The 19,378-nt window shown below is 68.0% G+C and carries 21 protein-coding genes and 1 pseudogene; 11 read left to right on the top strand and 11 right to left on the bottom strand.

Going from position 1 to position 19,378, the window contains the following annotated elements; genetic code table 11:
- Positions 1 to 19: 19 nt before the first annotated feature.
- From AC1DW0_RS26145 to AC1DW0_RS26135, 3 genes are all read right to left on the bottom strand, one after another.
- Positions 20 to 865: a ThuA domain-containing protein gene (locus tag AC1DW0_RS26145; protein WP_477948891.1), complete on the bottom strand. Its 846-nt coding sequence runs from the start codon at positions 863 to 865 to the stop codon at positions 20 to 22.
- Between the two features lie 78 nt (positions 866 to 943).
- Positions 944 to 1,744, bottom strand: a complete 801-nt coding sequence (locus tag AC1DW0_RS26140; protein ID WP_457355211.1) for a DODA-type extradiol aromatic ring-opening family dioxygenase — start codon at positions 1,742 to 1,744, stop codon at positions 944 to 946.
- A gap of 74 nt (positions 1,745 to 1,818) precedes the next feature.
- The gene (locus tag AC1DW0_RS26135; RefSeq protein ID WP_056197652.1) at positions 1,819 to 2,145 is read right to left on the bottom strand and encodes a PEP-CTERM sorting domain-containing protein; all 327 of its coding nucleotides are present in this window, start codon (positions 2,143 to 2,145) and stop codon (positions 1,819 to 1,821) included.
- Between AC1DW0_RS26135 and AC1DW0_RS26130 the strand changes: the two genes are divergently transcribed.
- The 7 genes from AC1DW0_RS26130 (at position 2,144) to AC1DW0_RS26100 (ending at position 8,963) form a co-directional block, all read left to right on the top strand.
- Complete coding sequence (locus AC1DW0_RS26130) at positions 2,144 to 3,448, top strand: hypothetical protein (RefSeq protein WP_477948889.1); 1,305 nt, start codon at positions 2,144 to 2,146, stop codon at positions 3,446 to 3,448. The two genes, AC1DW0_RS26135 and AC1DW0_RS26130, sit on opposite strands and share 2 nt — an antisense overlap.
- The gene (locus AC1DW0_RS26125) at positions 3,445 to 4,125 is read left to right on the top strand and encodes a hypothetical protein (protein WP_477948887.1); all 681 of its coding nucleotides are present in this window, start codon (positions 3,445 to 3,447) and stop codon (positions 4,123 to 4,125) included. Before AC1DW0_RS26130 ends, AC1DW0_RS26125 begins: the two co-directional genes overlap by 4 nt.
- Complete coding sequence (locus AC1DW0_RS26120; protein ID WP_457447273.1) at positions 4,125 to 6,941, top strand: ATP-binding protein; 2,817 nt, start codon at positions 4,125 to 4,127, stop codon at positions 6,939 to 6,941. Before AC1DW0_RS26125 ends, AC1DW0_RS26120 begins: the two co-directional genes overlap by 1 nt.
- A complete protein-coding gene (locus AC1DW0_RS26115; RefSeq protein ID WP_056197645.1) occupies positions 6,934 to 7,377 on the top strand; it encodes an acyl-CoA thioesterase in 444 nt (147 codons plus the stop codon). Before AC1DW0_RS26120 ends, AC1DW0_RS26115 begins: the two co-directional genes overlap by 8 nt.
- A 36-nt stretch (positions 7,378 to 7,413) precedes the next feature.
- Entirely contained in the window at positions 7,414 to 7,662 is a 249-nt protein-coding gene (locus AC1DW0_RS26110) for a ParD-like family protein (RefSeq protein WP_056197644.1), read from the top strand.
- Complete coding sequence (map, locus tag AC1DW0_RS26105) at positions 7,659 to 8,450, top strand: type I methionyl aminopeptidase (protein ID WP_477948885.1); 792 nt, start codon at positions 7,659 to 7,661, stop codon at positions 8,448 to 8,450. Before AC1DW0_RS26110 ends, map begins: the two co-directional genes overlap by 4 nt.
- A 90-nt stretch (positions 8,451 to 8,540) precedes the next feature.
- The gene (locus tag AC1DW0_RS26100) at positions 8,541 to 8,963 is read left to right on the top strand and encodes a YybH family protein (protein ID WP_056197640.1); all 423 of its coding nucleotides are present in this window, start codon (positions 8,541 to 8,543) and stop codon (positions 8,961 to 8,963) included.
- A gap of 4 nt (positions 8,964 to 8,967) precedes the next feature.
- Here AC1DW0_RS26100 and metE read toward each other — a convergent pair whose 3' ends face one another.
- Entirely contained in the window at positions 8,968 to 11,295 is a 2,328-nt protein-coding gene (gene metE / locus AC1DW0_RS26095; protein WP_477948883.1) for a 5-methyltetrahydropteroyltriglutamate--homocysteine S-methyltransferase, read from the bottom strand.
- A 96-nt stretch (positions 11,296 to 11,391) separates the two neighbouring features.
- Here metE and AC1DW0_RS26090 point away from each other — a divergent pair, with 96 nt between their 5' ends.
- Positions 11,392 to 12,315: a LysR family transcriptional regulator gene (locus AC1DW0_RS26090; RefSeq protein WP_457322235.1), complete on the top strand. Its 924-nt coding sequence runs from the start codon at positions 11,392 to 11,394 to the stop codon at positions 12,313 to 12,315.
- Here the strand turns inward: AC1DW0_RS26090 and AC1DW0_RS26085 are convergent.
- The 4 genes and pseudogenes from AC1DW0_RS26085 to AC1DW0_RS26070 form a co-directional block, all read right to left on the bottom strand.
- Positions 12,312 to 13,064 (bottom strand): MgtC/SapB family protein, encoded by a 753-nt coding sequence (locus tag AC1DW0_RS26085; protein ID WP_457355196.1) that lies wholly within the window; start codon positions 13,062 to 13,064, stop codon positions 12,312 to 12,314. The two genes, AC1DW0_RS26090 and AC1DW0_RS26085, sit on opposite strands and share 4 nt — an antisense overlap.
- 87 nt (positions 13,065 to 13,151) lie before the next feature.
- Positions 13,152 to 13,568 (bottom strand): PilZ domain-containing protein, encoded by a 417-nt coding sequence (locus AC1DW0_RS26080; RefSeq protein ID WP_056197633.1) that lies wholly within the window; start codon positions 13,566 to 13,568, stop codon positions 13,152 to 13,154.
- Positions 13,569 to 13,661: 93 nt separating this feature from the next.
- Positions 13,662 to 14,009 (bottom strand): FKBP-type peptidyl-prolyl cis-trans isomerase, encoded by a 348-nt coding sequence (locus AC1DW0_RS26075; RefSeq protein WP_457355321.1) that lies wholly within the window; start codon positions 14,007 to 14,009, stop codon positions 13,662 to 13,664.
- 30 nt (positions 14,010 to 14,039) lie between these two features.
- Positions 14,040 to 14,384 (bottom strand): annotated as a pseudogene (locus AC1DW0_RS26070) (FKBP-type peptidyl-prolyl cis-trans isomerase); the annotation flags it as partial.
- A gap of 150 nt (positions 14,385 to 14,534) precedes the next feature.
- Here AC1DW0_RS26070 and AC1DW0_RS26065 point away from each other — a divergent pair.
- Complete coding sequence (locus AC1DW0_RS26065) at positions 14,535 to 14,876, top strand: YciI family protein (RefSeq protein ID WP_457322231.1); 342 nt, start codon at positions 14,535 to 14,537, stop codon at positions 14,874 to 14,876.
- A gap of 34 nt (positions 14,877 to 14,910) precedes the next feature.
- Here the strand turns inward: AC1DW0_RS26065 and gluQRS are convergent, their stop codons facing one another.
- Both gluQRS and AC1DW0_RS26055 read right to left on the bottom strand, forming a co-directional pair.
- Complete coding sequence (gene gluQRS / locus AC1DW0_RS26060) at positions 14,911 to 15,792, bottom strand: tRNA glutamyl-Q(34) synthetase GluQRS (protein WP_457355194.1); 882 nt, start codon at positions 15,790 to 15,792, stop codon at positions 14,911 to 14,913.
- Positions 15,792 to 16,760, bottom strand: coding sequence for a LysR family transcriptional regulator (locus AC1DW0_RS26055; protein ID WP_477861484.1), 969 nt, complete (start codon positions 16,758 to 16,760; stop codon positions 15,792 to 15,794). Before AC1DW0_RS26055 ends, gluQRS begins: the two co-directional genes overlap by 1 nt.
- 111 nt (positions 16,761 to 16,871) lie before the next feature.
- Between AC1DW0_RS26055 and AC1DW0_RS26050 the strand changes: the two genes are divergently transcribed.
- Together AC1DW0_RS26050 and AC1DW0_RS26045 are read left to right on the top strand one after the other, a co-directional pair.
- On the top strand, positions 16,872 to 17,594 hold the full coding sequence (locus AC1DW0_RS26050) for a pirin family protein (protein ID WP_477948979.1): 723 nt from the start codon (positions 16,872 to 16,874) through the stop codon (positions 17,592 to 17,594).
- A 34-nt stretch (positions 17,595 to 17,628) separates the two neighbouring features.
- On the top strand, positions 17,629 to 18,186 hold the full coding sequence (locus AC1DW0_RS26045) for a flavodoxin family protein (protein WP_056197620.1): 558 nt from the start codon (positions 17,629 to 17,631) through the stop codon (positions 18,184 to 18,186).
- Here the strand turns inward: AC1DW0_RS26045 and AC1DW0_RS26040 are convergent.
- The gene (locus tag AC1DW0_RS26040; RefSeq protein WP_477948881.1) at positions 18,183 to 19,376 is read right to left on the bottom strand and encodes a DUF1501 domain-containing protein; all 1,194 of its coding nucleotides are present in this window, start codon (positions 19,374 to 19,376) and stop codon (positions 18,183 to 18,185) included. The genes AC1DW0_RS26045 and AC1DW0_RS26040 overlap by 4 nt on opposite strands.
- Between the last annotated feature and the right edge of the window lie 2 nt (positions 19,377 to 19,378).

The following is a 19,378-nucleotide window of genomic DNA, read 5'->3' as shown; positions in this document are numbered from 1 at the left end:
AGTGGAGCAGCGAGTGGCCTTACTTCTTCTTGGCGTAGCCGGGTTGGTCGACTTTGCCGGTGGCCCAGAGAATGCCTTGGGTGACCAGGTCCAGATAGCGGGCGTCAGCGACGGTGGCCGTGGTGTGACCGAGTGAGGTGCTGAACACGCGCGTCTTCTTCGGGCCGAATTCGTTCGTCCAGACGACGACCGTTTCGACGGCCTGTGCTTCTTCGGTCACGCTGCCGTCGGGCTGCCGCCTGCTTTGCTTGACGATCTGCCTGCCCTTTGCGAGCGCTTTGCCATCGAGGATCTGGACGTTGTTGTAGAGCTCCTCATTGACGGTGGTCCAACCGTCGAGCGTCCTCGTGATCGGATGATCCTTGTCGACGAAGGTGATCGCGATGGGTTCATTCGGTCCGTGGCCGGTCGATTGCAGGCCGAGGTATTCGTACCATTGGGCGTTGTCCGCACCGCGGGCTACCGGCTTGGTGTAGTCGCCAGAGCGAAAGCTGTGCATCGCGCAGTGCAGATTGACGCCGGGCATGCCGTCCAGATGGGGTTTCAAGACGCTTTTGAACGAGCTGGGGTCGCGCGGGTCGGCCGCGCACTCGTCGTGGATGACCACGTCGTAGCCACGCGCGTAGTCGGGGTTGCCGAAGAGGGGCAGCGGCGGGCTGCCGGTGGTGTTGTCGCTGTGCATTTGATCCACGACGATGTTCGCCCGCGCCTCGATGCCTTCCTTCAGCAGATCCTTTTGCGCACCGTAGTCGTGACAGCAGCCGCCGGTGATGAGCAGGGCGCGTAGGGGCTTCGGTGTCTCGGCGGCGAAAGCGGGGAAGCCAGCGAGCGCCAGAGCCAGCGCAAGGAAGTGATGAGAGTTCATGAAGACCTGTGGTGACGAAGCGGCTTCAGCGAATCTAGCACCCAGGGGCTCCCTGTCGTCAGGACGCCAATCGCGCGGTCACCCGAATCGGAAGCTCGATGCTGTCACGCCGCCCATGAATTCAGTCTCGTGATAGTTGCAGCTGGCGGCCTCGCCCTCGGCCGCGCCGGCGGCCACCATCAGCGGCAGCAGATGTTCCTCGCGCGGATGGGCCAGGCGGGCGGCGGGTGCCTGGGCCCAGGCCAGCAGCCGCTCAGCACGGCCGGCCGGAGAGGGCAGGGTGGACTGCAGCCAGGCATCAAAGGCGGCGGACGGCTCGCGCCCCGCCATGCCGTACATGCGCAGGTTGTGGAAGCTGAAGCCGCTGCCCAGGATGAGCACGCCTTCGTCGCGCAGCGGCGCCAGGGCGCGGCCCAGCGCGATGTGTTCGACCGGGTTCAGGCCGCGCTTGAGCGACAGCTGCACGACGGGCACGTCGGCGTCGGGGTACATCGGTACCAACGTGCAGAAGGCGCCGTGGTCGAAGCCGCGTTGGGCGTCGCGGGCGGCGGGCAGGCCGGCGGCCTGGATCAGTGCGACAACACGCTCGGCCAGCGCCGGATCGCCCGGCGCCGGGTAGACCACCTCGTAGGTGTGGGCCGGGAAGCCGCCGTAGTCGTAGAGCATGCCGGGCGCGGGCGAGGTCATGACAGTGAAGGCGGCCTCTTCCCAGTGGGCCGAGATCATCAGGATCGCCTTCGGCTTGGCCGGCAACGTGGCCGGCAGGGCCTGCAGCGAGGTCTCAAGCCTGGCGTGGGCGCGACGGTAGTCGCCGTCCATGAACGGCCAGGGGCCGCCGCCGTGGGAGAGGAAGAAGCTGGGCAGGCGAGGGGTTTGCATGCCCATAAGACTAGGCCCGCTTGCGCGGGCCTGGGTTCAGTCGGCTTGATGCCGGCGTTCGCAAAAGCCGAACGTCAGCCGCCGCGGCGACGCCGGGAGGCTGCGAGGGCCGTCACGCCGGCCAGGCTCAGCAGCGCCAGGTCGGCCGGCTCGGGCAGACGGCCTGGATCGGTGGTGATGGAGGTGTCGCTGGCCAGCCGCCAGTTCAGGATGTCGTGGTTCTGGTAGCCCGAGCCGGTCGCGGCCGTGAAGCCGACGAAAGCGTCGTTGGTGCCCAGGGCCGAGCCGATGTCGATATTGAAATTGGTGATGAGCTTGTCCGACGGCGACTGTCGACTGTCAAACCCCTCGACACCACCTAATTTGGCGGCTTCAGGGCCCGTCGATAATCCGCGCCCCATGTTGACGACACCCCTGGACACCGACGACACCGCGCGCCCCGATCGCGTGGAGGACTACTTCCGCGACGGCGCCGCGCCGGCGGATGCGCTGCTGTGGTGGCAGCTCGAACGCCAGGACGCCTTGCAGGTCGCGCTGCGGGCGCTGTTCCAGGGCCCGGCGGGCGTCACGCGGCTGCGGCTGTGGGTGTTCTTCGAGCTGCTGGCTTTGCGCGAGTCGCGCCTGACCCGCGAGGCCTTGAACCAGGCCTTCCACGTGCTGCGCGACGAGGTGCTGGACAGCGTGCTCAAGCGCCTGCGCGAGGCCGACCTGCTGGCCTGGGACGCGACCGCGCAGACCTATGCCGTCACGCCGCTGGCCCAGCAGCTCGTGGGCCTGCTGCAGCCGCTGACGCAGGAGCAGGCGCCCGACGGCGACCTGGCCTCGCTGCTGGCTGGCGTGGCCGGCGCCCATCAGCTCGGCACCTTGCAACCTGCGCAACTGCAGCATCTGCTGGCCCAACTCTCACGCCTGTACGACGAGTTTGCCGATGCCATCGCCAGCGGCAGCGAGTTCGCGCTGCGCCGCGCACGCACCCGTTTCGAGAAGGCGCTGACGCTGGTGGATCGCGCTGGCGAGGCGCTGGGTGCCATCATTGCCCAGGCCGAAGCCGCCGGCGATGCCCGTCTGGAGCGCCTGGCCCGCGAGCTGGGCCTGGCGCAGGCGCGGCTGCTGGCGATGGCCAGCCAGTTCAACCGCGCGTTGCAGCAAGCCGACCGCCAGCGTGTGACGCTCGGCTCCACCGGCATCACGACGACCGATGTTCGCCGCTGGCTGCAGAGCCAGGGCGACCTGGCCAAACTGCTGGCTGATGGCTGGGAGCGGCCGGTGCACCCCGTGCTCGTGTCGCAGCACGACCTCGTCGACACGGCCGAGGCCGAGTTCGAGCGCGACCGCCCCAAGCCTGCCGAGATCGCCGCGCTGCCGCAAGGCCAGGCCGCGCCGACGGGCGAGCTGGCTGTCATGCAGTTGCCGCCTGACATGGACCAGATGCAGGCGCTGCTGACGGCCTGGGCGGCCACTGATCCCATCGAACGCGACCTGTCACCCGCCGTGCTGGGTGACAGCTACGCGCGCGCCGCCTACCGCGCCCAGCTGCTGCCACTGCTGGGCGACGCGCAGGCGCGTCACCTCAAGGGCGCCACCGGCGACATGGCCCGCCAGCCGTGGAGCGTGCGCTGGTCCGCCGAACAAGGCCCCGTCGACGACGAGTTCGTCAAATGGATGAGCCGCGGCGTCCTCACACCTGAAGCCTCTTCTTCATGAGCCAACCTCTCGACGACGCCGCCCAACTGGCGGCGCAACTGCTGGCCCGGCGCTGGCTGCCGCGCAGCCACCCGCTGGTGCGCCGCGCGCTGATCGACACCGAGCTGTGGACCCTGCTGGGCCAGCGCCTGGGGGCCGTCGGGCTCAAGGTGGTGGACAACGTGCACGCCGACCACATCGCCGTCGCCCTCGTGCGACCGGCCGAAAGCGCCGTGTTCGGCGAGATGGGCCTGGCCGCTAACAACAACCTCGATCTGCCGCGCGATGGCGTGGCGCTGCTGGTGGTGCTGTGGTCGCTCATCGTGTTGCCGAAGCGCCAGCGCCAGGTCGCGCGCAGCGACGCCATCCACGCCGGCCAGGGCGAGATGTTCGCGGCCGACAAGCCGCTGCCCCAGGCCGCCAGCGTCGCGCCGCTGATCAGCTACCGCAGCCTGCTGGCGGACTTTGGCGACCAGCTCGGCAAGAAGCTGCGGCTGGACACCAACCTCAAGCTGCTGGAGCGCCACGGCTTCATCACGCGCCGCGGCGAGGACATTGCCGAGGGGCCGCTGCTGGACCTGCTGATCGACTACGACCTGCTGGCGCCGCGCATCCTCGATGGCGCCATGGGCGACGTGCTCGCCCGCGCCGGCCACGCGCTGCCGCGTGAAGAAGAACAACAACATATCGACGACTGATGTTCCACCTGCAATCGCTAGAACTGCTGCACTGGGACTACTGCCAGCGCGTCACGCTGCCGCTGGACGGCGCCATCATCACCATCGCCGGCCCCAACGGCTCGGGCAAGACCACGCTGCTGGACGCCATGCGCACGCTGCTGGGCCTGGAGTGTTCCGGCGGCCGCACGTACAAGACCTACGCCCGCCACGCCAACGCCGAGACGGCCTGGCTGCGCGCGCTGGTGGACAACCGCCCGCGCTCGCGCCAGAACAGCAGCCGGCCATTCGCTTCGTCGCTGCTGTACGGCGACCAAGTGACGCTGGCCTGCCGCATCGAGCGCCACGGTGGCGACTGGGTGCGCCGCTACACCATCCTCGACGGTGCGCATGAGATCGAGCAACTGGCCGAAAAAGGCGACCGCGACTGGCTGGGCATCGAGGCGTGGAAGAAGCGGCTGGAAGCGGCCGGCCTCACGCGCGCCATCGGTCGCGTGCTGGCGCTGGAGCAGGGCCAGACCGACCGGCTCTGCGAGCTTTCTCCTAAGGAGCTGCTGCGCCTCGTCTTCGAGGTGTTCGGCGACCAGGAGGTGCTGGACCGCTACGAGCAGGCGCGCAGCCACCAGCAACAGCTGGGCAAGGAAGTCGAGCAGGCCGGTGCCGAGCTGGCGCACACGCAGGCGCAGTTGAGCGACCTGGCCAACCGCGTCAACAGCCACCGCCAGTACCAGCTCAAGATCCAGGAGCGCGAGCGCCTGGCCACCGAAGTGCTGCCCGTGCTGCGCTGGAGCGAGGTGCGCGAACGCATCACCCGCGATGCGCGCGAGTTGCACCGCCAGCGCCTGTTTGCCTCGGGTGACGTGAAGGTGCTGACCGAGAAGCGCGCGGCGCTGCATGGTTTGTTCACGGCGCAGGAAGCGGCCAAGGAGCGCATGAAGGCGCTGGACGGCGAACGCCGTGAGGCCCGCGCCGCGTTCGACTCGGCGCGCGAAGCCGAGCGGCCCGCCGAGGCCTTGGTCAAGCGTGAGGACGAACTGAAGGCGCTGGCCGACGTGGAGGCCGATGCCGCCGCGCTGACGGCGCGCATGCAGGAACTGGCCGGCGAACGCGAGCGCCTGCGCGCCGACTACACCCGTGCCAGCGACAAGGCCGCCCGCGCGCAGACCGCATTGGGCGAGCTGAGCGGCAAGCGCCTGCCCCCGCCGCCGCCCGAGGTCGCGCCGATGAAGCGCGCGCTGGACGACGCGGGCATCGCCCACCACCTCGTTGCCGACAGCGTCGACATCGCCGACGAAACCTGGCGCGCCGCCGCCGAAGGCCTGCTGCGCCCATCGCGCTGGGTCGTCGTGCTGAAGCACCGCAGCGACGAAGGCCGCGCCTTCGACATTGCGGCGAAGCAGCGCTACCGCCACTACGTCGTCGCCGACACGCAGGCCGCAGGCCAGGCGCCGGCCGGCTCGCTGCTGGCGGCGCTGAACGTCAGTGCGCCGCTGCCGACCTGGCTGGTGCGCCAGCTGGGCGGCATCCGCTGCGTCACGTCGACGGAAGAGGGCGCCAAGGCTGGCGGCGAATGGATCACGACCGACGCCTACTACCGCGACGGCCGCGGCGGCCGCAGCGTCTTCGTCGAGCCGCGCGACCATCAGTTCGGCGCGTCGGCCGTGGACTCGCGCCGCGGTGCGCTGGAGGCCGAGCTGGCCCGCTGGGACGGTGAGCTGAGCCGCATCGCCAAGGCGCAGGCGGAAGTCGAACGCCAGTTCAAGGACGTGCAGCGCGCAGCCGTTGGGCATAAGGCTGCGCAGGAATTGAGCGAACGCTCCGACGAATTCGCCGAAGCCCGCGCGCGCCTGCCGGTGCTGCGCCAAGCGCGCGCCGAAGCGTCCACGCGCATGAGCACGCTGGACAGCGAGCACGACCGCATGCTGCGCGACTCCACGCGCAGCGAGCAGGCCTATGAAGCCGCGCAGATCGCGCTGCGCGACGGCGAGGGCTCAGCTTCGGGCCGAGTGCGTGAGCACGAGGCCAAACGCGAGGCGCTGCGTGCGGCATCGCGTCAGTCGCGCACGCAGAAAAGCCAGTTCCCCAAGTCCTGGGTCACGCCCATCGCGCTGGCCGCGCTGCGTGACGAGTTCGAGAACGCCCGCCAGGCCGAGATCCGCGCCCACCATGTCGACCAGGAACTGCAAGGCGGCCACTGGGAGGTCGATGCCAGCGTCGTGGACCGTCACGCCCGCATGTCGGCCCAGGTGCACGAGCAGGACACCCAGCTCAGCGACCGCCGCGCCAGCAACGAGCTGGCCCGCATCGCCGCCTTCAACGCCCGCGAGCGCTACATCGACGTGATGCGCGCCACCGTGCGCCGCTACAAGAAGAACGTTGCCGAACTGGGTGAACTGGCCGGCGTGACCGCCGAAGCCGTGCTACCCCACCTGGACAACGACGACACCGTACTCGCGCAAGCGGGCCTACAGGTCAAGTTCAACTTCGACGGCAAGGGTGAGGTCGGCCTGAATGACGGTGAGGCGTCGGGCGGCCAGCAGGTGCTGAAGAGCCTGATCCTGCTGGTGGGCCTGATGAAGGACGACGAGACGCCGGGCGGCTTCGTCTTCATCGACGAACCCTTCGCCCACCTGGACGTGCGCAACATCCAGCTCGTCGGGCACTTCCTGCGCTCGACCCGCGCGCAATACCTGCTGACGACGCCGATCACGCACAACGTCGAGGTGTTTGAGCCCAGCGAGATCACGCTGGTGACGAGCAAGAAGCCGCGCGGCGAGCGTTGGGCGCCGCCCATCGCGGTGCTGGCGCGCCGGCCGGAAGTCTCCGTGTATGAATGACTGGGACTACCCGTCCCCGTTCACGCTGGCGCTGACGCCGGCGGCCGAACACATCGACGGGTTGGACCACACCAACAACGCCGTCTATGTGCAATGGTGCGAGCAGGCCGGCTGGGCGCATTCCGAGGCGCTCGGCCTGTCGCTTGACGACTACCGCCGCCAGGACCGCGCCATGGCCATTCGCGAAGGCCACTACGACTACCTGCTGCCTTCGTTCGAGGGCGAGGCCCTGGTGCTCGGCACATGGCTGACCGACAGCGACGGCAAGCTGACGATGGAGCGCCGCTTCCAACTGCGCCGCGCGAGTGACGGCGTCACGCTGGTGCGCGGCCGGTGGTTGCTGGTGTGCATCGAGATCAGCAGCGGCAAGCCGCGGCGCATGCCGCCCGAGTTCCTGAGCGCCTACGAAACGGTGGTGGTGCCCAAGCCTGAGTGATATACGTTTCGTATACGAAGCGTATATAGTCGCGGCATGGGAATCGTCAAAATCTCCGATCCGATGCACGAGAGCCTGCGCGTTGCGAGCCAGGCCTTGTCGCGTTCCATCAATGCCCAGGCCGAGCACTGGATGCGCATCGGCATGCTGGCCGAACTGCACCCGCAGCTGAGCCACAGCGAGATCTGCCAGCTGCTGATCCGCGCCGAGCAGGAGGGCGGGCTGGACCTGGCGCGCCTGGCCGGCTGGGCTCAGGCACCCAAGGCCAAGGGGGCCCGGGCATGAAGAGCCTGAAACTGCGAACATCCGCCGAGGTCGCCAAGGCTCGCGAGGCCGGGCACCTCATCGCCGAGGTGCTGGCCATGCTCAAGCCCCATGTCGTGCCCGGTGTGACGACCGAGGAGCTGGACGACATCTGCCACGACTACATCGTCAACACGCTGAAGTGCATCCCGTCCAACGTCGGCTATCACGGCTACCCAAAGACAGCCTGCATCTCGCCGAATCACGTCGTCTGCCACGGCATTCCGTCCAAGGACAAACGGCTGAAGAAGGGCGACATCGTCAATGTGGACGTGACGCTGACCAAGGACGGCTGGTTCGGCGACAGCAGCCGCATGTTCATCGTTGGCGAGGCCAATGTGCTGGCACGCCGGCTCGTCAACACGACCTATGAGGCGCTGCGCGCCGGCATCCGCCAGGTGCGCCCGGGTGCGACGTTAGGCGATGTGGGCCATGCCATCCAGACAGTTGCGCATGCGGCCGGCTTCAGCGTCGTGCGCGAGTACGGCGGCCATGGCATCGGCGACGTCTATCACGACGACCCGCACGTCAATCACTTTGGCCGCCCGGGCGAAGGCCTGAAGCTGCAGGAGGGCATGATCTTCACGATCGAGCCCATGATCAACGCGGGCGCCGCCGGCATCCGCGAGCTGAACGACGGCTGGACGGTGGTGACGCGCGACCACTCGCTGTCGGCCCAGTGGGAGCACATGGTGACCGTGACGGCCGACGGCTTCGAGATCCTGACGCCCTGGCCGGACGGCCTCGGCGACTATCCGGCCATCGAGTAGGCCTTGGCCTACGGGGCGATGCAGGCCGCTCCGGCAGTGGGTGAATGCACTGGGCCGCACAGTGAATGCGTCGTCGCCTCGGGAGCCGTCATGACCGAATCTTTCACGCAATTTCTGCACGCGAGAGAAGTCGCCTCGCTCGACTACGTGCGCGGGCAGCCGGACGCCTTCCTGGCGCTGGCTGCCGCGCACGGCAAGGCGAGCTTCTTTCCCCCCGGCGGTGGCCATGTGCGCGGCGCGGTGGCCGTGAAGGAGCGCCAGGCCAAGGATGCGGAGGCCTTCGACGAGGGCACGCAAAGCAGCCGCTTTGAGATCTTCCACAGCGCGGCCGACCACGAGGTTGGCTACTGGACCGGCCTGCAGCACGCCAGGGTGCAGATAAAAGGCAAGGACGAGTTGCTGTCGATGACGCTGCGTGTCACCGAGGTGTTCCGTCGCGAAGACGGCGAATGGAAGATCGTCCACCGTCACGCCGACATGCTGGCCGAACCTCAGGAGAAGGCCGAGCACTGAGCATTCAGGCCGGCGTCGCCTCCGCCCGCAGCTCGCGCGCCGCCGCCACCATGTGGGCCAGCGCCGCCTCGGTCTCCGGCCACCCCCGCGTTTTCAGCCCGCAGTCGGGATTGACCCAGAGCAGGTCAGCCGGGATGACCTCGGCGGCCTTGCGCAGCAGGCGCAGCATCTCGGCCGCGTCGGGCACGCGCGGTGAGTGGATGTCGTAGACGCCAGGGCCGATCTCGTTGGGGTAGCGGAAGTCGCCAAAGCCGCGCAGCAGTTCCATGTCGGAGCGGCTGGTCTCGATGGTGATGACGTCGGCGTCCATCGCGGCAATCTCGGGCAGGATGTCGTTGAACTCCGAGTAGCACATATGGGTGTGGATCTGCGTGTCATCGCGCACGGCGCTGGCCGACACGCGGAATGCGCGCGTGGCCCAGGCCAGGTAGGCGCCCCAGGCCGCGCGGCGCAGCGGCAGGCCTTCGCGGATGGCAGGCTCATCGATCTGGATGACGGCAATGCCGGCGGCCTCCAGGTCGACCACCTCGTCGCGGATGGCCAGCGCGATCTGCAGCGCCGTGGTGGCGCGCGGCTGGTCGTCGCGCACAAAGGACCATTGCAGGATGGTGATGGGGCCGGTCAGCATGCCCTTCATGGGCTTGGCCGTCAGGCTCTGCGCGAAGACGGTCCAGTCCACCGTCATGGCCTTGGGGCGCGACACGTCGCCGAACAGCACCGGCGGCTTCACGCAGCGTGAGCCGTAGCTCTGCACCCAGCCGTTGGCGGTGAAGGCGAAGCCCGAGAGCTGCTCGCCGAAGTACTCGACCATGTCATTGCGCTCGGCCTCGCCGTGCACGAGCACGTCCAGCCCTAACGATTCCTGCTTGCTGACCGCGAGCTGGATTTCGCGCTGCATGGCCTCGCGGTAGGCGACGTCGCCCAGCGTGCCGCGCTTGAAGGCGGCGCGGGCAGCGCGGATCTCGGCCGTTTGCGGGAAGGAGCCGATGGTCGTCGTCGGGAAGGCTGGCAGGCGCAGGCGCTGGCGTTGTGCGGCCTGACGGGTGGGGAAGGGTGAGCGGCGCTGATCGGCATCGGTCGGCAAGGCCTTGAGACGGGCCGCGACGGTGCCATTGCGCACCCGCCGGCTGGTGACGCGGTTGGCGCGGGCAATGCGCGACTCGGCCAGTTCACGGGCCACGCTCGCTTCGTCGCCCCACAGTGCTCGCTTGAGCACGCGCAACTCGTCCAGCTTCTCGACGGCGCCGGCCAGCCAGCCTTGCAGCTCGGTGTCCAGCGCTGCGTCGTGGCGCAGGCCGAAGGGCACGTGCAGCAGCGAGCAGGACGGCGCCACCCACAGCCGGCCGCCGCGCAGTTCGCGGACCTTGTTGAGCTGTGACAGCGCCTGGTCGAGGTCACTGCGCCAGATGTTGCGGCCGTCGATGATGCCGACCGACAGCTCACGGTCCAGCGGCAGTCGCAGGGCCACGGGCAGCAGCTCCTCGGGGGCGCGCACGGCGTCGACATGCAGGCCGGCGACGGGCAGTTCGCAGGCGAGCGCCAGGTTGTCGCCCAGCGGCGAGAAATAGGTGGCCAGCAGCAGGGGCTGGCCGACGACGCCCAGGCGCGCATAGGCCAGGCGCAAGGCGTCTTGCCATGCCGGGCTGAGGTCCAGGCCGAGGATGGGCTCGTCCAACTGCACCCAGGTCACGCCGCGGGCGGCCAAGCGGGTCAGCAACTGCTCATAGGCGGGCAGCAGGCGCTTCAGCAGCACCAGCCGGTCAAAGCCTTCCTGCTTGCTCTTGCCCAGATACAGGAAGCTGACTGGCCCGAGCAGCGCGACCTTGGGGCTGGCCGGCAGGGCGATGGCCTCATCGACTTCGGCGAGCAGGCGCTCGGCGTTCAGGCTGAATTCGGTCGCGCTGTCGAACTCGGGGACGAGGTAGTGGTAGTTGGTGTCGAACCACTTGGTCATCTCCAGCGCGGGCACGCCATCGACGTGCGTGCCGCTGCAGCCACAGGCCTCGGTGTGGGCATGGGTCGTCGTGATGCCACGGGCCATCGCGAAATAGCGCTGCAGCGGGGTCTCCTGGCCGTTGAAGCCAAAGCGGGCCGGTTCGCAGCCGAACAGCTGGATCAGATGGGCGACGTGGTCGTAGAGGGCGAAGTCGCCGACGGTGACATGGTCCAGCCCCGCGTCCTGCTGCAGCTTCCAGTGGCGGGCGCGCAGCGCGGCGGCCTGGGCTTCCAGCTCGGTGGCAGGCAGCTCGCCGCGCCAGTGGCGCTCCAGCGCCGTCTTCAGTTCGCGGTGCTCGCCCATGCGCGGGAAGCCGAGGATATGAGTCTTGATCATGATGAATCGAACAATGCTGAAAGCGATTCGTGATGATCGGCACTTCATGACTATGATTCAAACGAAACGTTTTCTGAATCATCAAAAGTTCCGCTCATGCAAACGCCGCTCGAACTGCGCCATCTGCGCACCCTGGTTGCTTTGCGCGAGGCCGGCAATCTGTCCCGAGCGGCGCAGTTGCTGAACCTGACGCAGTCGGCCTTGTCCCACCAGCTCAAGGCCCTGGAGGAGCACTACGGCGCCGAGCTGTTCGCCCGCAAGAGCAACCCGCTGGTGTTCGGCGCGGTCGGGCAGCGGCTGTTGAAGCTGGCAGACATCGTGCTGACCCAGGTCGATGAGGCCGATCGCGACGTGCGCCGGCTGGTGGACGGCTCGGCCGGCCAATTGCGCATCGCCGTGGAATGCCACACCTGCTTCGACTGGCTGATGCCGGCCATGGACGCCTTCCGCGGCCGCTGGCCGGAGGTGGAGCTGGACATCGTCTCCGGCTTCCAGGCCGACCCCGTGGGCCTGCTGCACCAGGACCGCGCCGAGCTGGCCATCGTGTCGGATGTGGACGCCGACGAGACCGGCGTCGTCGTGCACCCGCTGTTCAGCTTCGAGATCATTGCGCTGCTGCCCAAGGGCCATGCGCTGCTGGCCAAGCCCTGGCTCGAAGCGCTCGATTTTGCTGACCACACCCTCATCACCTACCCGGTGCCCGACGAGATGTTGGACCTCGTGCGCCGCGTGCTGCAGCCCGCCGGCATCACGCCGCCGCGCCGCACCAGCGAGTTGACGGTGGCCATGCTGCAGCTGGTTGCCAGCGGCCGCGGCATTGCAGCGCTGCCGCTGTGGGCGGTGGAGGGCTATCTGGCGCGTGGCTATGTGGCGCGCCAACGCATCGGGGAGGGCGGGCTGACCGGGCGGCTCTACGCCGTCAGCACCGAAGGGCTCGCGGCCAAGCCCTTCCTGGCTGACTTCGTGCGGCTGATGCGCGAGACCTCGCTGCTGAACCTGGCCGCCGTGAGCCTGCTCTAGTTGCGAGCGTGGGTCACGCGGTATCCCGCCACGCCGGGCAGCTCATGCAGCCGGTCGGTGAAGCGGCATAGCGTCTGGCCCTTGAAGTTCTGCTTGGCCGTGCAGACGAAGCGCCACTCTTCATGGTCGCCCTGCTTCTCGATGCTCAGCGAGCCGGGCGCGAAGCGGTAGCCCAGGCCATCGGCGAACTCGGCCAGTTCGGCCTGCGTGAAGCGCCGGCCCGATTCGCCGCGCAGCGTCACCGCGATGGCCGGGTGGGAGGGCAGGCGGCTTTCCAGCTTGGCGCCCCACATCATCAGCGTGGCGCACAGCAGCGTCAGTGCGATGGCGGCGAAATAGAAGCCCATGCCCAGCACGATGCCGATGGCCGATGCCGCCCACATCGACGCCGCCGTCGTCAGCCCCGAGATGTTCATGCCCTCGCGCATGATGACGCCGGCGCACAGGAAGCCGATGCCCGTCACCACACCCTGAATGACCCGCGTCGGGTCGGTGAACTGCGGCAGCGAACCGCCGGCCATGTGGCCGCCGAACCATTGGTCGGGGTAGCCGACGAGGATGGTCACGGCGCAGGACGCCATGCAGACCAGCGCGTATGTGCGCATGCCGGCGGCACGGCCGTGGTAGGCCCGCTCATAGCCGAGCAACAGGCCCAGCACCATGGCGCCCAGCAGATGCATCAGCATCAGCACGTTGGCCGCCCATTGGCTGTCGGTCCAGTAGCGCAGCAGGTGGTCGGTTTCGAGCATGACGTGGGCAATGGCGGGGCAAACCTGCCCCGCGACCACGCTAACCCAGTCCAGCCCCGCTCACCAGGGGGCTGGACGCGAAGGGATTCAGGCCAGGGCTGTCATGCGTTCCACGAGCACGCAGCGCACCCATTTGCGCGCCGTGATCTGCGCGGTCTGCGCGAGCAGGAACTCCTCGGCCTGGGAGTTGGGCGACTCGAACTCGAAGCCGCCGAGCTGCACGATGCGGCTCAGCGGCCGCGTCCAGACGCGGCGCACCTCGGCGCTGAAGAGGGGCACGCCCTCGTCCTCGCCGAGCAGCAGGCGCAACTCGTAGTGCTGGGCATCCAGCGGCGGCTCGGCCGCGGCCAGGATCTGCAGGCCGGCCTCGCTGAGGTTGACGACGACACCGCCGCGCTTCTCGGCCAGGCCCTCGGGCTTGATGACCCAGACCGGCAGCTGTTCGTGCTCGTCGGGCACCAGGAAGAACTCGACGCGAGGGAAGCGGCGTTGGTCAATCGACATGATGTGATCTGGGTTCGTGAACGGGCTGGATCAAAGCATCCGCGAATGACAGGCGCTTGTCAGTCGCCTGCCGTCGCTTGAAATGGCTTCGGGTCAGACCGCCAGAAGGTCGACCTCGAACAGCAGCGTCGCGTTCGGCGGGATGACGCCGCCCGCGCCGTGGGCACCATAGCCCAGCTCCGGCGGCAGCACCAGCATGCGCGTGCCGCCGACCTTCATGCCCTGCACGCCTTCGTCCCAGCCCTGGATGACTTCGCCGCCGCCGAGGCGGAACTTGAAGGGCTGGCCGCGATCCTTGCTGGAGTCGAACTTCTTGCCCTTCATGCCGTCCTTGTAGAGCCAGCCGGTGTAGTGCACCGACACGCGCTGGCCCTTGGCGGCTTCGGCGCCGTCGCCCACCAAGCGGTCCTCGTACTGCAGGCCGCTGGAGGTGGTGTGCAGGTTCAGCTCGACATGTTCGGGGCCGCCGGCGAGGCCCAGCAGCTCGACCTCGAAGCACAGCGTCGCATTCGGCGGGATGACGCCGCCGGCGCCACGCGCGCCGTAACCCAGTTCGGCCGGGATGATCAGCGTGCGCTTGCCACCGATCTTCATGCCCTGCACGCCCTCGTCCCAGCCGCGGATGACCATGCCGGCGCCGAGTTCGAACTCGAAGGGGTCGCCGCGGTCCTTGCTGGAGTCGAACTTGTCGGTCTTGGCGCCGTCGACCCAGAGCCAGCCGGTGTAGTGGACGGTGACGTCATGGCCGGCCGCTGCCTGCTTGCCATCGCCTTCGACGGTGTCGTCAAACTGCAGGCCGGTGGGCGTGGTGTTCATGGGAAATCCTTGCTGTGGGGAAAGCCCCGGATTGTCGCCTCCTGGCCCAGGCGGCTGTTTCGTCGCCTGGGAGGTCTTGGTGTCGATTGCTCAGCCCTTTGTTCGTCGTGTCGAAGGGCGCCTTTGCCCTGCCGCTTCTGAGAGAGACGCATGAACTATCTGCTCATCATCGCCCACGACGACGGGTTTGCACCTACGGAGCGCCTCGTTGCGGAGATCATGGACTGGATCAAGTCGATGGAGGCTCGCGGTATTCGAGTCCAGGGCAACCCACTGCGGCCAGCCTCTGAGGCTGTCACCGTGCGCGTGAGGGATGGAAGGATCAGCCCCTCTTCAGGGCCGTTCTCGCGCTCGCGCGAACAAATGTGCGCGTATGAACTCATCCAATGCGCCAGTCTGGACATCGCCGTCGAGGTCGCAGCCAAACACCCGATGGCTGCAGTTGCCACGATTGAGGTCAGGCCGGTGTGGAGCCAGTTGTCGGAAGGTTGAGCCTGTTCCTGCTCGGCGCGCCAGCTTGTGCGTCTCAACTCGAACGTTCACCCACTGATTCCCTCACCAGCGCTTCCCAGTTCGACACCGAGCCCGTCAGTACTTCCTCGGCGCTGTTCATCCCGTCCGGCAAGCGCAGCCCCAGCCGACTCGCGGCATCGCGCAGCCGCCCGGCAGGGTCGGCAAGGTCGATGGCCGCCGCGCCGTTCTGCTTGGACAGCTTGTGCCCGTCCACCGCCAGCACAAGCGGCGTGTGCAGATAGCGCGGTGTCGGAAAGCCAAGTGCTCGTTGCAGCGCGATCTGGCGCGGCGTGTTGTCGGCCAGGTCCTCACCGCGGACGATGTCGGTGACGCCTTGTTCGGCATCGTCGGCGACGACGGCGAGCTGGTAGGCCCACAGGCCGTCGGCGCGCTTGAGGATGAAGTCGCCGACTTCGGTTTCGAGGTCTTGCGATTGCGCGCCCAGCCGGCGGTCCTGCCAGTTGATGCGGCCCGCGACGCGAAAGCGCCATGCCCGCACCGGCCGGCCGTGGGTGCCATCTCGGCAGGTGCCGGGATAGATCAGTTCACCATGCCTGGGCTTGGGGCCGGCTGCCGCTGCAATCTCGGCCCGCGTGCAGGCGCAGCCATAGGCGTGGCCGGAGGCAATCAACCGGTCCAGCGCGGCTTGATACAGCTCGCCGCGGCGCGACTGCCAGACGGGCGGCTCGTCGGGCCGCAGGCCGAGGGCATCGAGCTGGCCGAGGATGACCTCGTCCATGCCCGGCGGGCAGCGCGGGCCATCGACGTCTTCGATGCGCACCAGCCACTCGCCGCCGTGGGCGCGGGCATCCAGCCAGCTCGCCAGCGCCGCCACCAGCGAGCCGGCGTGCAGCGGGCCGGTGGGCGAGGGCGCGAATCGACCTCGATAGCTCATCAGAGCAGCAGCCCCTCGTGCTGTTCGAGCAGTGCCTTGCGCGTCGTCTCGCTGCGCAGCTTGTCCAGCCACCATGCCAGCGCCTTGCCCGGCACAGGGCCGGTGTCGCGCCAGGCGTAGTGCATCTTGCCGGTGCGCCGGCCTTCGTAGGTGGCCTTGCGCACCAGGCGGCCGGCCTCGATGTGGCGCCGCACGATGGGCACGGGCAGGGAGCCGCAGCCCAGGCCGCGCATCATGGCCTCCAGCTTGATGGCCAGCGACGGCACGGTCAGCACGTCCTGGCCTGGCAGCAGACCGACGCTGAGCGGCGCCATCAGCCGGGCGCTGTCAGCCACGGCAACGATGCGGTGCTCGGCGATCTGGCTTGCGCTGAGCGGCTCGGGCAGGCTGGCCAGCGGATGGTGGGGCGCAATGCAGAAGGCGAACTCCAGCTCTCCCGCGAACTCACAGTGAATGCCGCTGTTCTGCAGCTGCCCCGGTACACCGACTGCTATGTCGGCCTGGCCATGCAGCAAGGCCTCCCAGGTGCCGGCCAGCACCTCCACGCGCAGCTTGAGCCGGGTCGGCGGTGGGCCGCCGCCGTCGATCTTCTCGGCGTAGAAAGCTTCCATCAGATCGAACAGGGCCCGGCGGGCGACGGCGTCATCGACGGCCAGCGTCAGCTCGCTTTCCCAGCCGGTGGAGATGCGCCGCACGCGGTTGGCCACGGCGTCCAGTTCCTGCAGCAGGCGCCTGCCCTCGTGCAGCAGCTCCTGGCCGGCCGCTGTCAGCACGGCCTGGCGGGAGCTGCGGTCAAAGAGCAGCACGTCGAGCGCGTCTTCCAGCTGGCGCACGGAATAGGTCAGCGCCGACGGCACCCGACCCATCTCGCGAGCCGCGGCGGCGAAGCTGCCCGTGCGGGCGATGGTGTCCATCATGGACAGGGCTTCCGGGGTCAGTGCGCGGCGTTTGTCCTGAGGATTCGGCATGCGTTCAGTCTATTTGAATGATGTCCTCAACGCAGGCCGACTCCCGGATACGACGGTCGCTCCTACATTGACTCCATCGCCAACAAGCAAGGAGCCAGCATGCAAAACCCAGTGATGCAACTGATCAAGTCCAGTGACCGCGGCTACGCCGACCACGGCTGGCTGAAGTCCTTCCACAGCTTCTCCTTTGCCGACTACTACGACCCGGCCCGCATGGGCTTCGGGCCGCTGCGCGTCATCAACGAGGACAAGGTCGCTGCTGGCAAGGGCTTCGGCACGCACGGCCATCGCGACATGGAGATCATCAGCTACGTGCTCTCCGGCGAACTGGCGCACAAGGACAGCATGGGTAACGGCGAGGCCGGTGGTGCGAACGCTGGTGTCATCCGCCCTGGCGATGTGCAGCGGATGAGCGCCGGTACCGGCGTGATGCACAGCGAGTTCAACCATGCCAAGGACGAAACGACGCACTTCCTGCAGATCTGGATCCAGCCAGATGCCCGCGGCATCGCGCCGAGCTATGAGCAGAAGCACTTCGACGCCGGCTCCAAGCGCGGCCGGCTGCGTCTCGTCGCGGCCAACGACGGCTCGCAAGGCTCGGTGACCATCCATGCCGATGCCAAGCTGTATGCGGGCCTGTTCGATGGCGCCGAGCAAGCGGAACTTGAGCTGGCGCCCGGTCGCCTTGCCTATGTGCACCTCGTGCGCGGCGCGCTCAGCGTGAATGGACAAGACCTGGCAACCGGTGATGCCTTGCAGATTCGCGAAACATCGCGCCTCGCCTTGACGGCCGGCCATGATGCCGAGGTCCTCGTCTTCGACCTGGCAGCCTGAGTTTCTTATCCCCCACCCACAGAGGAATTCCTCCATGAGCAAGATCGTTGTCGTCTACCACTCCGGCTACGGCCACACCAAGCGCATCGCCGAGACCGTTGCCGAGAGCGCGGGCGCCCAGCTCATCGCCATCGACGCCGAAGGCAATTTGAAGGACGCAGACTGGGAAGCGCTGGCCGCGGCCGACGCCATCGTCTTCGGTTCCCCCACCTACATGGGCGCGGCCAGCTGGCAGTTCAAGAAGTTTGCCGACGCATCCAGCAAGGTCTGGTTCGGCCAGGGCTGGAAGGACAAGCTGGCCGCCGGCTTCACGAACAGCGCTTCGATGAACGGCGACAAGCTGTCGACGCTGCACTACTTCTTCACGCTGAGCCAGCAGCACTCCATGCTGTGGGTGGGCACGGGCATGATGCCGGCCAACAAGAAGGCTTCGACGCGCGACGACATCAACTACGTCGCGTCCTTCGGCGGCCTGATGACGGTCTCGCCCAGCGACGCCTCCACGGACGAAATGGCCGCGGGCGACTTCGCCACGGCCAAGGCCTTCGGCGAGCGCATCAAGACGGTTGCCGCCCGACTGAGCAAGGCTTAAACCAGGCCCAGATCGCGCGCGCTGGCCCCGGGAAAGACGGCGGCCAGCTGCGCGTCGTTCAGGCCGTACATACGCTTGAACAGGCCGCCAAATAGCGCCCGGTACTCGTTGAGCACCGGGTAGTCGCGGTTCTGGAACAGCGTGGCGGCCTTGACCTCCACCTGTTCGCCCATCACCTGCCCGCCCTTCACGCCGCCGCCCAGCACCCAGTAGGCGCTGCCGTGGCCATGGTCGGTGCCGCGGTTGCCGTTCTCGCGGAAGGTGCGGCCAAACTCGCTGACCACCACCACCACGGTGTTGTTCCACTGCGGGCCCATCTCGTCGGCAAACAGCGCCAGGCCGCGGCCGAGCTCACCGAGCTTGGTGGCAAGCTGGCCGGTCGCACCGCCCTGGCCCACATGGGTGTCCCAGCCGCCGACGTCGATGAAACCCAGCGTCACGCGTTCGCGCATCAGCCGTGCGATGCGCCGTGCTTCGAGCGCAAAGCCCTTGGCGGCAATGGCACCGCGGCTGGCCGCTTCCATTTCACCGGCCATTTCGCGTGACACCTCGTCGCGCACCTCGAAGCCGCCGCTGACCGTGTTGGCCATGCGTGTGCCGGCGTACATGCTGGCGATGACCTGGGCCTGGGCGGCATTGATGGCCGGCTTGCCGAGGTCGCGCAGTGCCTGGTTGGCCACGGGCAGGTTGCCACGCAGGATCAGCGGCACCTGGTCGGTGAAGGCCATGGCTTCCAACCTCGAACTGACGGGCGAGCCCGCACCCAGTACGCCGGCCAGCCGGTTCATGAAGCCGCTGCGGAAGTCACGTGAACCCTCGTCGGCCTGGCCCAGCTCGATGTGGTCCTGGGTCTCGAAATGGCTGCGCGTCGTGTCGTTGGTGCCGGCAAAGGGCACGAAGGCGGCCTGGCCCTTGAGCCAAAGTGGGTGGATGCTGTCGGCCACCGCGGGCGACAGGCCCCAACTCGCGTCCAGCGGCAGCGCGGCCGTCTTGGCGATGGCGATGTTGGGCCGGGCCTCGTAGTAGAAGCTGGATGAGGTGGGCACCAGCAGGTTGGCCGCGTCATAGGCACCGCGCAGGAAGACGACCAGCAGGCGCGGCGTGTCGGCTGCTGCGGCCCACAGTTGCGTGGGCAGGGCGGCCGTACCAAGGCCAGCGAGGCCGAGCTGGAGCAAAAGGCGTCGGTTCATGG

This window comes from Roseateles sp. P4_D2 (assembly GCF_056401875.1).
The sequence above is the reverse complement of the archived record's forward strand: the minus strand, read 5'-3'. Positions and strand labels throughout refer to the sequence as shown.